Raw genomic sequence first — 13499 nt, forward strand, 5'->3', positions numbered from 1 at the left:
TTAAATAGAGAAAAGACTTGATACAATATATTTGTAATAATGTATCTTTGTAACTTATCTATTTTATTTAAATTTTGAGGAAACATGAATTTGATGAGCAACGAGTTTACACAACAAGTGTCTGATATCGTCGTCTATGGAAAAGAAGAAGCCAACCGCCTGATGAACGATCACATCGAACCAGAGCATCTGCTACTGGGTATCATACGCGATGGAGAGTGCAAGGCGGCAGAGATTCTGAAATCGTTCTTCCTAGACCTGAAAGCCATCAAGGGAGAACTGGAAACGCAATTACGGAAGGTATCTATTACCGAGAACTATTCGCAGGACATTTCGTTCAGTGAAAAGGCCTCAAAAATATTGATGCTGAGCGTACTGGAAGCAAAACTAGCAAACGATGAGAAAGTGGACACTCCACATATTTTATTAGCAATGATGAGAGAAAAAGAAAACAACGCATCTAAGATATTGGAAGAAAACAATGTAACGTACGACCGGATCGCAGAACGGATGAAACAAGACGACATGGTAGTCGACGGGCTGGATCTTAACGAAGAAGATGAAGAGGAGGGAATCGGCCGACGCGAAAATAGCGAGAAAGACAAAGACCCGCTCGGCTTCCCGCAGTGGAGAACGGCACAGACCGCTTCAAAGCATCCCGACGGAGACACTCCCTACCTGAATAAATTCAGCACCGACCTGACGCAAGCTGCCCAAGCCGGAAAACTGGACCCAGTGGTAGGACGTGAGAAGGAAATCGAACGCATTGCCCAGATTCTGAGCCGACGGAAAAAGAACAACCCGATTCTGATTGGTGAACCGGGAGTAGGAAAATCGGCCATTGCCGAAGGTTTGGCACTCCGTATCATCGAGAAGAAGGTGTCGCGTGCCTTGTTCGACAAGCGGATTGTATCACTCGACATGACAGCGGTAGTGGCCGGAACCAAATACCGCGGAGAGTTTGAGGAACGTATTCGTGCCATTTTGTCAGAAGTTAAGAAGAACCCGAATGTCATTCTTTTCATCGATGAAATACACACCATCGTGGGAGCAGGCTCGGCGGCCGGTTCCATGGATGCCGCTAATATGCTGAAACCCGCATTGGCACGTGGTGAAATCCAATGCATTGGTGCCACTACGCTCGATGAATACCGGAAGAATATCGAAAAAGACGGCGCATTGGAACGGCGTTTCCAAAAAGTGCTGATAGAACCGACCTCTCCCGAGGAAACGCTTCAGATTCTACGGAATATCAAGGACAAGTATGAAGAGCACCACAACGTGGTGTATACAGAGGAAGCACTGGAAGCCTGTGTCCGGCTGACCGACCGTTACGTGACCGACCGATACTTTCCAGACAAAGCGATTGATGCAATGGATGAAGCTGGTTCACGTATTCACCTGACTCACATTTCCGTACCGAAGGAAATCGAAGAACAGGAAAAACTGCTTGCCGACACGCGACAACATAAGAATGAAGCCATCCGCTTACAGAATTTTGAACTGGCCGCCAGTTTCCGTGACCGGGAAAGACAATACCTCCAACAACTGGAATGCCTGAAAAACGAATGGCTGGAGAAACAAAAGAATAACCGTGAGACGGTGGATGCCCCTCAGATCGAAGATGTGGTATCTATGATTTCCGGTGTGCCGGTACAACGTATGGCCCAGTCGGAAGGAATCCGCCTCAAAGGGATGCGACAAGCTTTGTTGTCGAAGGTCATCGGACAAGACAAGGCGATTGACACCTTGGTGAGAAGTATCCAGCGAAGCCGTGTGGGACTGAAAGACCCGAACAAGCCGATTGGCACGTTCCTCTTCCTGGGGCCGACAGGCGTGGGCAAGACGCACCTGGCCAAGGAACTGGCCAAGAACATGTTTGGTTCTACGGATGCCATTATCCGTATCGATATGAGTGAATACATGGAAAAGTTCACCGTGTCACGCCTGGTGGGAGCTCCTCCGGGATACGTAGGTTACGAGGAAGGCGGACAACTGACGGAGAAAGTACGTCGTCGTCCCTACTCCATCGTCCTGCTGGATGAAATCGAAAAAGCACATCCCGATGTGTTCAACATGCTCCTGCAAGTGATGGACGAAGGCCGGTTGACGGATAGTCTGGGACGTACCGTCGACTTCAAGAATACGGTCATCATCATGACGTCCAACATCGGTACCCGCCAGTTGAAGGAATTCGGCAAGGGCATCGGTTTCACGGCACAAACCGCCGAGAACGAAAAGGAACATGCCAATAGCGTGATTCGCAAGGCTCTGAACAAATCGTTTGCACCGGAATTTATCAACCGTTTGGATGAAATTGTCACCTTCGACCAACTGGACATCGACTCACTGGAGAAGATTATCAATATTGAATTGAAAGGACTCTACGACCGCATCGAAGGTTGCGGCTACCGGCTCCTGCTCGACCCGGAAGCCAAACGCTTTGTGGCCGAGAAGGGCTACGACGTACAGTTCGGTGCCCGCCCCCTGAAGCGTGCCATCCAGAACCACCTGGAGGACGGCTTGGCGGAACTTATCCTCAACGAAGAGCCGGAAGCGGGCGACACCTTGCACGTATCGCTCAATGCACAGGGCGACGGACTGGAGATGAAAGTGGAAAAAGCCACGAAGGAATAAACGGAATTCTCTGTCAGAATTTCGGAATACAGACAAAATGTCAGGTACGAAGGTATCTGGCATTTTTTTTGTGAAAAGACTGGAGAAAAATTTTTATTCGACAATCATAAAAAATAAAGAGATATGCAAAAAGGTAATATCGGGGTTACAACAGAGAACATCTTCCCCATCATCAAGAAGTTTTTGTACAGCGATCATGAAATATTCCTCCGCGAACTGGTTTCAAATGCCGTAGATGCCACTCAAAAGTTGAAGACACTGGCTTCTACCGGTGAGTTCAAAGGGGAACTGGGCGATTTGACCGTCCGCGTAAAAGCCGACAAGGACAACGGTACCATCACCATCAGCGACCGTGGTCTGGGTATGACAGCCGAGGAAATCGACAAATACATCAACCAGATTGCTTTCTCCGGTGCCAACGACTTCCTGGAGAAATACAAGGACGATGCCAACGCCATCATCGGTCACTTCGGTCTGGGATTCTACTCTGCCTTCATGGTGGCCAAGAAAGTGGAAATCATCACCCGTTCTTATAAGGATGACGCCAAAGCCATGAAATGGAGCTGCGACGGTAGTCCTGAGTTCACCCTCGAAGAAACAGAGCGTAACGACCGGGGTACCGACATCATCCTGTATGTGGACGACGATTGCAAGGAATTCCTGGAAGATTCTCGTCTGCAGGGCTTGCTGACTAAGTATTGCCACTTCCTTCCGGTACCGGTAGCTTTCGGCAAGAAGAAAGAATGGAAAGACGGCAAGCAGGTAGAGACGGAAGAAGACAACCTGATTAACGACACTTGTCCTATCTGGACCAAGAAACCGTCGGAACTGAAGGAAGAGGACTACAAGAAGTTCTATCGCGACTTGTATCCGATGGCCGACGAACCACTGTTCTGGATTCACCTGAACGTGGACTATCCGTTCAACCTGACGGGTGTGCTCTACTTCCCGAAAATCAAGAGCAACATCGACCTGCAACGTAATAAGATTCAGTTGTATTGCAACCAGGTATATGTGACCGACTCCGTAGAAGGCATCGTGCCGGACTTCCTGACCCTGCTTCACGGTGTCATCGACTCACCGGATATTCCGTTGAACGTTTCCCGTTCTTACCTGCAGAGCGATTCGAACGTGAAGAAGATTTCGACTTACATCACCAAGAAGGTGGCCGACCGTCTGCAATCTATCTTCAAGAACGACCGGAAAGAGTTTGAAGAGAAATGGGACGACCTGAAAATCTTCATCAACTACGGTATGCTGACGCAGGAAGACTTCTACGAAAAGGCTTCCAAGTTTGCCCTGTTCAAGGATACAGACAACAAATACTATACGTTCGAGGAATACCAGACCCTCATCAAGGACAGCCAGACCGACAAAGACGGCAACCTGATTTATCTGTATGCCAACAACGCCGACGAGCAGTACACTTACATTGACGCTGCCAAGAACAAGGGTTACAACGTGTTGTTGCTCGACGGCCAGCTGGATGTGCCGATGATTAACATGCTGGAACAGAAGTTCGAGAAGAGCCACTTCACCCGTGTGGACAGTGACATCATCGACCGCCTGATTGTGAAGGAAGAGCAGAAGGGCGAAGAATTGCCAGCCGACAAGCAGGAAGTGCTCAGCACCTTATTCAAAGGCCAGATGCCGAAAGTGAAGAAGACCGAGTTCCACGTAGAGGCACACGCCTTGGGCGAAAGCGCTGCTCCGATTGTCATCACACAGGCCGAATACATGCGTCGTATGAAGGATATGGCCAGCATCCAGCCGGGCATGAGTTTCTATGGCGAGATGCCGGACATGTTCAACCTGGTACTGAACACCGACCATCGTCTGATTAAGCAAGTATTGAGCGAAGCAGAAAGCGCTTGTGCTGAGAAACTGGTGCCGGTAGAGTCTGAACTTGCCATGCTGACTTTGCGCCGCAACGAGTTGCACAAGGCACAGGAAGGCAAGAAGGACGAGGAAATTCCGACCACAGAGAAAGACGAACTGAAAGACGTGGAGAAGAAAATCGACGCCCAGAAGGCTGAAAAGGAAAACATCCTCAACGGCTATGCCGCCGACAACAAAGTGGTTCACCAGCTCATCGACCTGGCTCTGTTGCAGAACAACATGTTGAAAGGAGAAGCCCTGACCAACTTTGTGAAACGAAGCGTGGAAATGATTTAATTTACCCCTCAAAATAGGGAAAGCCATTCCTGCAAGCCCGCAGGGATGGCTTTTTTTGTGCCTTTTATGCCATCGGATAGAAGATAATTTGTACATTTGCGAAGATATCACGCAAACAAACAACCATGGAAAACAAAACTGAATTGATATTAATCCGTATCAGCGGAGTGGACAGGCCGGGGCTGACCGCATCGGTGACCGCAATCTTATCGAAATACCAGGTAGACATTATGGACATCGGACAGGCCGACATCCACAGCACCCTGTCGCTGGGCATTCTTTTCAAATGCTCCGACAAAGATTCCGGAAATATCATGAAGGAGTTGCTTTTCAAGGCATCGGATTTGGGCATCAACATCCGCTTCTACCCCATCAGTGCGGAGGAATATGAAACATGGGTCAGTCTGCAAGGCAAGAACCGTTACATCCTGACCCTGCTGGGCCGGAAGCTGACTGCCGAACAGATTGCCGGTGCCACCCGGATTCTGGCAGAGCAACAACTGAACATCGACGGTATCCGCCGTTTGACAGGACGTATTCCGCTCGATGAGAAAAAAGCCAACGTGCGGGCCTGCATCGAATTCTCGGTCAGAGGCACTCCGAAAGACCGCGAGGCCCTGCAGAGCCAGCTGATGCAGCTAAGTGCGTCATTGGGTATGGACTTCTCCTTCCAGCAGGACAACATGTACCGCCGCATGCGCCGACTCATCTGTTTCGATATGGATTCTACCCTGATTGAAACGGAGGTCATCGACGAACTGGCCATGCGGGCCGGCGTGGGCGACCAGGTAAAGGCCATCACGGAAAGAGCCATGCGGGGAGAAATCGACTTCTGCGAAAGTTTCAAGGAACGGGTAGCCCTGCTCAAAGGATTGGATGAAAGCGTGATGCGCGACATCGCCGAGCATCTGCCCATTACTGAAGGTGTGGAACGCCTGATGTTCGTACTCAAACGCTACGGCTACAAGATTGCCATCCTGTCGGGAGGATTCACCTACTTCGGCAACTACCTGAAAGACAAGTTCGGCATCGACTACGTGTATGCCAACCAATTGGAAATCGTGGACGGGAAACTGACCGGACGCTACTTGGGCGACATCGTGGACGGGAAGCGGAAGGCCGAACTCCTGCAACTGCTGGCACAGGTGGAGAAGGTGGATATCGCACAGACCATTGCTGTGGGCGACGGAGCCAACGACCTGCCGATGCTCTCCGTGGCGGGACTGGGAATCGCCTTCCACGCCAAACCGAAAGTAGTGGCCAATGCCCAGCAATCCATCAACACCATCGGAATCGACGGAGTACTCTACTTCCTGGGATTCAAGGATTCTTACCTCGACGAACGGGGTAAACTATAACGACAAGCATAAAACCAATATATGAAGTTTTCAGAACTGAACTTAGAAGATAGCGTCCTCGATGCATTGGACGCCATGAATTTCCAGGAATGTACGCCCGTGCAGGAGCACACCATTCCGGTCATCCTGGAAGGAAAAGACCTGATTGGCGTGGCCCAGACAGGTACGGGGAAAACAGCAGCCTATCTGCTCCCGGTGTTGAACCAGTTGAGCAAGGGAGGCTATCCGGAAGATGCCATCAACTGTATCATCATGTCGCCTACCCGTGAGCTGGCCATGCAGATTGACCAGCAGATGGAGGGTTTCTCGTATTTCATGCCCGTTTCGAGCGTGGCGGTGTACGGAGGAAACGACGGCATCCGTTTTGAACAGGAAAAGAAGGGACTGACCCTGGGGGCCGATGTGGTCATCGCCACTCCCGGCCGACTCATCAGTCACCTGAGTCTGGGATACGTGGACTTGTCGAAGGTATCGTTCTTCATCCTCGACGAAGCCGACCGCATGCTCGACATGGGATTTGCGGAAGATATCATGCAGATTGTGAAATACCTGCCCAAGGAACGGCAGACCATCATGTTCTCGGCTACCATGCCGGCCAAAATCCAACAGCTGGCCAAGACCATCCTTCACGACCCGGTGGAAGTGAAACTGGCGGTATCCAAACCGGCGGACAAGATTATCCAGGCGGCCTACATCTGTTACGAGGCACAGAAGTTGGGCATCATCCAGTCACTCTTCCAGTCGCAGGAACCGGAACGGGTGATTATCTTTGCTTCTTCCAAGCTGAAAGTGAAGGAAGTGACCAAGGCCTTGAAACGGATGAAACTGAACGTGGGCGAAATGCACTCCGACCTGGAACAGAGCCAGCGGGAAGAAATCATGCACGAGTTCCGCAACCGTCGCATTGACATCCTGGTAGCCACCGACATCGTGGCCCGCGGTATCGACATCGACGACATCCGCTTGGTCATCAACTACGACGTACCGCACGACAGCGAAGATTATGTACACCGCATCGGACGTACGGCACGTGCCAACAACGACGGATGCGCCATCACGTTTGTGAGCGAAACGGAACAGACTCGCTTCAAACAGATTGAGAATTTCCTGGGAAAAGATATTTACAAGCTCCCCGTACCCGAAGAACTGGGCGAAGGACCGGCCTATGCTCCCCGTACCTCCAAGAAAGGCGGAGGCAACAGGCAGGTCAAGAATTTCTCCCGCAACAAAAAAGGCGGATGGAAGAAGAAGGGAGGCAACCAGCCGAAAAAACAAGGCGAACGAACGGTGAAAAATTAAACCCATCTGTTTCTACCCCTCTACAAAAAGCCCGGACAAGTGCCACGTAAAGGTCAGCACTTGTCCGGGCTTTTTCTGTCGGTCAAACCAGGCTTCGGGGGAAAGAACCCTCATCCGATTTTTCTGTTCACGAAAACGAGGTTCATCATACAACCGTTCTTCCAAGATTCTTATAGTAAGATATAACAAACTGTATTACAACAAATTACTATACACTTCATAAAGTATTACTTTCACCACGGAAATACCATGAAAAAAACGCAAGTGCGTTTGCTCTTAAACGTACTTGCGTTTTATCTAAAACGTCGAAGAGTTTTGATCAAAACGCCGAAGCGTTTGGCATGAAACGCCGAAGCGTTTTCTTTCAAACGTCGAAGCGTTTTTTCACCCTTCAATTTCACTCAATTCCAGCCAGCGCATGGTCTTCTCGTCAAGCTCGTCGTTCAGGGCTGGCAGGCGCTTCGACTTCTCGGTCAGTTCGTCTACGCTCAACGTGCCACTGCACAAGTCGGCTTCCAACTGCTTCTTTTCCTCCTCCAAGGCAGCAATGTCTTTCTCCAACTGTTCCAGCTCTTTCCGCTCCTTGAACGTCAGGCGGCGTTTTTCATTCAACCGAACACGCTGGGTTTTCTCCTCCTTCGGCTTGGCGGCCTCCTTGTCGTGTTCCGCCTTGGCCAGCTTCCAGTCGCGGTAGTCGGAATAATTGCCCGGGAAATCACGGATGTCACCCTGACCTTTGAACACCAGCAAATGGTCGACCACCTTATCCATGAAATAGCGGTCGTGGCTCACCACGATGACGCATCCCTTGAAGTTCTGCAAATACTCCTCCAGCACCTGTAAGGTCACGATGTCCAGGTCGTTGGTCGGCTCATCGAGTACCAAAAAGTTCGGGTTCCGCATCAGCACCGTACAAAGATACAGACGGCGGCGTTCTCCCCCGCTCAACTTGTACACATAGCTGTGCTGTGTTTCGGGAGTGAACAGAAAATGCTGCAGGAACTGCGAAGCCGTGAGCCGCTTGCCGTTGCCCAGTTCAATCACCTCGGCAATGTCGGTAATCACGTCAATCACCTTCATCTGCTCGTTGAACTTCAGTCCCTCCTGCGAGTAATAACCGAAACGGACGGTCTCGCCGATGTCCAGTGTCCCGCTGTCCGCCTTCTCCAGTCCCATCAGAATCTTGATGAACGTGGACTTGCCGGTGCCGTTGTTGCCCACGATACCCATCTTCTCATAACGGGCAAAGACGTACGAAAAATCATCCAGTATCACCAGGTCGCCGAAACGCTTGCAGAGATGGTCGGCCTCGAAAATCTTCGAACCGATGTACGACGCCTTGACATCCAGTTTCACGTTCGAGTCATAACTTCGCTGCTTGGCCACTTTCTCCAGCTCATAGAACGCTTCCTCCCGATAGCGGGCTTTATGGCCGCGGGCCTGCGGCATCCGTCGCATCCACTCCAGCTCCGTGCGATACAGGTTGTTGGCACGGGCAATTTCCGCATTGGTCGCCTCGATGCGCTCCTGACGTTTTTCCAGGTAATAACTGTAATTTCCTTTATAAGAATACAGCTGGCGGTTGTCTATCTCTATGATTTCCGAACATACCCGGTCCAGGAAATAACGGTCGTGCGTCACCATGAGCAGACTCAGGCTTCCACGGTTCAGGTATTCCTCCAGCCACTCGGTCATGTCCAGGTCGAGGTGGTTGGTCGGCTCGTCCAGAATCAGCAGGTCCGGTTCCGTAATCAGCACATTGGCCAGGGCCACCCGCTTCAGCTGTCCGCCGGACAAGTGTCCGATTTTCTGGGAAAAGTCGCGGATTTTCAGCTGCGAGAGAATCTGCTTGGCCCGGCGTTCGTAATCCCACGCCTTCTCGTGCTCCATCCGTGCCAGCAGATCATCCAATCCGGGATTGCCGGGGGTTTCCATGCACCGTTCGTATTCCTTGATGAGTTCCACCGTGGAATTGCCATGATAGAAACATGCCTCGAGCACGGTCAGTTCTTCGGGATACTTCGGGCTCTGTTCTAGATACCCCACGCGCAGGTCACGACGGAAAGTGATTTTCCCTTCGTCATAACCTTCCTTTCCCGCCAGGATGTTCAGCAAGGTGGTCTTGCCCGAACCGTTCTTGGCAATCAGTCCGATGCGCTGCCCTTCCGCAATGCCAAAAGATATTTCATTAAAAAGCACCAAGTCGCCAAACGACTTGGTCAGGTTTTCTACTTGTAAATAAGGAGTCATAATTGATTGCTTCTAAAGTCACCAGCAGAAGGCTCAACCCATGGCCGCTTCCACCTCGTTCTTAATCCGTTCGAATTCCGCTTTCAGGTTGCACGGTTGTCCGTTGCGCACCTTGTCCCAAATCAGGGCCACCGGATTCACCCTCACCTTCGAACCGCCGAACTGCAAGGCCGGATATTCTTTCGGTCCGTCGATGACCGTCACCCATTCCATGCCGTCCATCTCATTGACCAGTATCACGCCGAAAGCCGTGCCGAATCCTTCCCACGCCTGACGCTGCTTGGGGTTGAAACGCCCGCTGTCCATCACCTTCTGCAGGTTTGCCAAATCGGCTTCCGTACCCGTGAAGTCCTTGGTCAGCTGCTTCTTGACCGTGGAAACGGCCCAGTCGTAGTCTTCGTTTATCTGGTTGATTTCCAGCACACGCACCGGAATGACGGCTTTCACCGGCTTGTCGGAAGCGCCACGCACCTTCAACGAAGCCACAATCGCTTCTCCGGCTTTCGGGCTGTCTCCCTTGACCACGGTAAACGAACATTCCACCGAAATCTCGCCCCTTCCGGTCACCCAGATGTGCGTGGTGTACCACACATTGTTTTCCTGAAAGCTCTCGGCCGAATAGACGCAGTCCCAGTTTCCCAGCTTCACTTTCTTGGCTCCACGCACTTCGCGCAGCTCATCCTCCATACACGCTGCGGCATAATCCGCTCCTTCGCCCCGATAGGCAGAAATGCGGAAATTGCCGCTCCACTTGTCCGGATTATAAAACAGGAAGCTGTCTTCCGTATCCTCAAATTCACACCAGTTGTCGGGGTACTCCAGTGAAAACCACGCCCCCGGAGAGATATATTTTTTCATAACACGTTTGTTTTATGTTCGTATGCCCATCGGGCTGACTTACTTCAGCGGGAGAATCTCAATCCAATAATCATCCGGGTCGTTGATGAAATACAGTCCCATCTGTTCGTTTTCGAAGCAGACGCATCCCATTTCCTTGTGGAACTTGCGAACCTCGTCGTAGTCGCCTGCCACACGCAGACACAGATGGCTTTCGTTCTCACCCAGCTCATACGCTTCGGTATGGTCGCGCAACCAAGTCAGTTCCAACAGGAAATTCGAACTGCCGTCGGTGAGATACACCAGAATGAACGAACCGTCGGCTGCTTCCTTGCGGTGAGACTCGTGCAGGCCCAGCGCCTTCTCATAAAATTGGATACTTTTTTCGAGGTTGGTCACGTTGATATTGAAATGGTCAAATCTTCCTTTTATTTCCATGTCCTTTTCTATTTTAGTTGTCTACAATATATCAATCCAAATCTGTCTGCTGGCCCCGATGTGCAGGTACCCACACCCGCGTGCCTTCCTGTGCGGCCAACGGGACGAAAGCCTCGGCCTTTGCATAGGCTTCGTCAAAATGCATCGGTACAAAGATAGCGGTTTTTATCCGTTTCACAAACTGCACAGGGCCGCGCATGTATTCCCGTCCCAGCCGGGGGTCGACCGGAAACAGCACCACATCCATCCGGTCAGTATAAATAGCAATGTCTTCCAATTCTCTCAGAAAGAAAGCTTCATCATGCTTCCATTCCGCTTCCGGACTCTCGTCCATCCAGTGCCAGTTGTTCAGGTCGCCGGCATGAAACACCGTTTTTCCCTCCACCTTCACCAAGAACGAAACGCCGATGTCGGTCGAGCCGAAAGCACGGATTTCCAGAAAATCATCCTGAAACACATCGCCTTTCTCCATCCAGTGTATCGTCCGCGACCGAGTTTCTCCGGCAGAAAGCTGAATGTCGCGCGAAAACACATAGACGATATCCGGCCGGCGTGCGCTCCACGACAACACCTCCCGGTTGAAATGGTCGTAATGGGAATGGCTGGCCAGCACATACAGCCGTCCTTCCCGTGAAAGGATTTCGTCGTGCAGAATCCCCTTGTCGGTCGACCGGGAGTCTTCAAAATAATCAAATACGATGGTATAGCCCTCGCCCAACAGGGCAAAGCCACTATGATACAAATATACCAGTTTCATGAGTTTTATTTTCCTGCTATAGGTTGTACGTATGCCCGCGTGGCCTTGTCGATTTCAAGGAACATGTAGTTCACCTTTCCCGAATGAATCAGGTCTTTATGTTCGTTGTAGATGCGGGTGGCATATTCCTTGGATTTCTCGAACATGAACTTCGACACACTCTCCTGCGACTTGCCCATCATCGTAGAGTCCAGTTTCTCTTCCGGGAAAAAGTCGTCCAGGTTCACATCACCAATCATGGAGGTTTCCAGGAAATGAACGTTCCGGTGCAGACGGTCCGTATAATATCCCACGAACATGTGGCCCGGTACCCGTACCAGAATCGGATTGATGTTCACAGCCTTCAGTAAAGAAGCAAACAGCACACTTCCGTCCACACAGTTAATCTGGGCCGATTTCAAGGCATCGTCGAACGTCCGCACCCGCTGGGTGAACACCACATTCGAAGAAAGGCTGCTGTTGCTGATGGAACTATATTTGAAGCCCCTTTTCTGCAACACATACCACAAGGCATACACCTGCTTGTCGACCACATCGGGGTCCTTGCTCTGATACCCCCAGAAGCGGTTGACGATGCGCGAATCAAGCGCTTCCCGCAACACCTGACTGATGTTCGGGTTGTCCTCGTTCACATACGCGGCAAAGAAATCACCCGTGTCGTGAAACTTCATCTTGCTGTCAATATATCCCAACAGACATTCGTTGATGCTGCGCACCGAATAAGTATGCACTGCCGAATATACCCGGTTGTTTATCTTCGCCTGAATAGAAACCGTGACCGGCATAGCCTGCGTATTCTCCAGCAGCGCCTGATAATTCCATATCACATCCGGAAAAACCAAGTATTCCTTTCCCGACTCAGGCAGGATGAATTCCGAAATGGAACGCGCAAAAAACGGCGTCTCCGCCAATTCAATATGCAGTTTGCTGTTGGTATGAGGGCTGCGTATCCGGATGGCGATACACGATTTGGGATTCCCCAAATAATCACTGTCGGCCGGCACAATCAACTGAGCATCGGTCGTCGCCGTTGAAAGAATCGTGACTGGAAAAATATTACCTCCCAGTTCATCCGTGATTTCCAGCCTCGAAGAAAAGGGTTCATACCTGTAAATATAAAAAGCCGAAGCCACAATCGTAAGGAATGCCAATACGAATGTGGCCAGTTTCCATTTATTCTCTCCCCTGATTGCAAATTTATCCAGTAGTGTCATCGTTCCAATTTTCTGTTTAATTATATCGGATGCAGGTTCTTAGACAGCCTGCATCCGACGGGCGATTATCTCACCGCAATACTTTCAATTTCCACCAGCACTCCTTTCGGCAGGGCCTTTACAGCCACAGCAGAACGAGCCGGGAAATCACCTTCGAAATAACGGGCATACACCGCGTTCATTTCACCAAACAATGCCATGTCGGCCAGGAAAACAGTTGTTTTCACTACGTTCGCAGTAGTCAGTCCGGCTTCTGCAAGTACATTTTTGATGTTTTCAAACACACGTGTAGTCTGTTCGGTGATTCCACCTTCCACTACTTCGCCCGTAGCTGGATCTACCGGAATCTGTCCGGACAAGAAAAACATTCCGTTTACTTCCACAGCCTGGCTGTAAGGACCGATAGCAGCGGGTGCCTTTTCTGTAAAAATTACTTTCTTCATAAAATTTAATGTATCAATTAAACTGTCTTTTCAACGGCTAAATTAGCACATTTCTTTTAATCATGGGGCAGAATACACAAAAAAAGTCGGT

10 protein-coding genes are annotated in these 13499 nt (G+C 50.6%); 4 read left to right on the forward strand and 6 right to left on the reverse strand.

Annotated features, from left to right (window positions below):
* Positions 1-93 precede the first annotated feature (93 nt).
* The 4 genes from OCV81_RS05650 (at position 94) to OCV81_RS05665 (ending at position 7469) form a co-directional block, all read left to right on the forward strand.
* Entirely contained in the window at positions 94-2637 is a 2544-nt protein-coding gene (locus tag OCV81_RS05650; RefSeq protein WP_148329220.1) for an ATP-dependent Clp protease ATP-binding subunit, read from the forward strand.
* Between the two features lie 123 nt (positions 2638-2760).
* On the forward strand, positions 2761-4812 hold the full coding sequence (gene htpG, locus OCV81_RS05655; protein ID WP_148329124.1) for a molecular chaperone HtpG: 2052 nt from the start codon (positions 2761-2763) through the stop codon (positions 4810-4812).
* A 125-nt stretch (positions 4813-4937) separates the two neighbouring features.
* Entirely contained in the window at positions 4938-6170 is a 1233-nt protein-coding gene (serB, locus tag OCV81_RS05660) for a phosphoserine phosphatase SerB (protein ID WP_148329126.1), read from the forward strand.
* 21 nt (positions 6171-6191) lie between these two features.
* Positions 6192-7469: a DEAD/DEAH box helicase gene (locus OCV81_RS05665; RefSeq protein ID WP_022353658.1), complete on the forward strand. Its 1278-nt coding sequence runs from the start codon at positions 6192-6194 to the stop codon at positions 7467-7469.
* Positions 7470-7853: 384 nt separating this feature from the next.
* On the opposite strand, the gene abc-f is transcribed toward OCV81_RS05665, so the two are convergent.
* From abc-f to OCV81_RS05695, 6 genes are all read right to left on the reverse strand, one after another.
* Complete coding sequence (gene abc-f / locus OCV81_RS05670; RefSeq protein WP_148329128.1) at positions 7854-9719, reverse strand: ribosomal protection-like ABC-F family protein; 1866 nt, start codon at positions 9717-9719, stop codon at positions 7854-7856.
* A 33-nt stretch (positions 9720-9752) separates the two neighbouring features.
* Entirely contained in the window at positions 9753-10577 is an 825-nt protein-coding gene (locus OCV81_RS05675; RefSeq protein WP_148329130.1) for a DUF3805 domain-containing protein, read from the reverse strand.
* A gap of 39 nt (positions 10578-10616) precedes the next feature.
* Positions 10617-10994 (reverse strand): VOC family protein, encoded by a 378-nt coding sequence (locus OCV81_RS05680; protein ID WP_022353655.1) that lies wholly within the window; start codon positions 10992-10994, stop codon positions 10617-10619.
* A gap of 31 nt (positions 10995-11025) precedes the next feature.
* Positions 11026-11751, reverse strand: a complete 726-nt coding sequence (locus OCV81_RS05685; protein ID WP_148329132.1) for an MBL fold metallo-hydrolase — start codon at positions 11749-11751, stop codon at positions 11026-11028.
* 5 nt (positions 11752-11756) lie between these two features.
* Positions 11757-12965 (reverse strand): hypothetical protein, encoded by a 1209-nt coding sequence (locus OCV81_RS05690; RefSeq protein WP_394802518.1) that lies wholly within the window; start codon positions 12963-12965, stop codon positions 11757-11759.
* Between the two features lie 65 nt (positions 12966-13030).
* Positions 13031-13408, reverse strand: coding sequence for a RidA family protein (locus OCV81_RS05695; RefSeq protein ID WP_148329134.1), 378 nt, complete (start codon positions 13406-13408; stop codon positions 13031-13033).
* Positions 13409-13499 lie beyond the last annotated feature (91 nt).

This window comes from Phocaeicola fibrisolvens, assembly GCF_025567125.1.
GTDB classification, from domain to species: domain Bacteria; phylum Bacteroidota; class Bacteroidia; order Bacteroidales; family Bacteroidaceae; genus Phocaeicola; species Phocaeicola fibrisolvens.

Coding starts and splice junctions, on each gene's coding strand:
- OCV81_RS05650 (WP_148329220.1), top strand. CDS start 94: ATGAGCAACGAGTTTACACAACAAGTGTCTGATATCGTCGTCTATGGA.
- htpG (WP_148329124.1), top strand. CDS start 2,761: ATGCAAAAAGGTAATATCGGGGTTACAACAGAGAACATCTTCCCCATC.
- serB (WP_148329126.1), top strand. CDS start 4,938: ATGGAAAACAAAACTGAATTGATATTAATCCGTATCAGCGGAGTGGAC.
- OCV81_RS05665 (WP_022353658.1), top strand. CDS start 6,192: ATGAAGTTTTCAGAACTGAACTTAGAAGATAGCGTCCTCGATGCATTG.
- abc-f (WP_148329128.1), bottom strand. CDS start 9,719: ATGACTCCTTATTTACAAGTAGAAAACCTGACCAAGTCGTTTGGCGAC.
- OCV81_RS05675 (WP_148329130.1), bottom strand. CDS start 10,577: ATGAAAAAATATATCTCTCCGGGGGCGTGGTTTTCACTGGAGTACCCC.
- OCV81_RS05680 (WP_022353655.1), bottom strand. CDS start 10,994: ATGGAAATAAAAGGAAGATTTGACCATTTCAATATCAACGTGACCAAC.
- OCV81_RS05685 (WP_148329132.1), bottom strand. CDS start 11,751: ATGAAACTGGTATATTTGTATCATAGTGGCTTTGCCCTGTTGGGCGAG.
- OCV81_RS05690 (WP_394802518.1), bottom strand. CDS start 12,965: ATGACACTACTGGATAAATTTGCAATCAGGGGAGAGAATAAATGGAAA.
- OCV81_RS05695 (WP_148329134.1), bottom strand. CDS start 13,408: ATGAAGAAAGTAATTTTTACAGAAAAGGCACCCGCTGCTATCGGTCCT.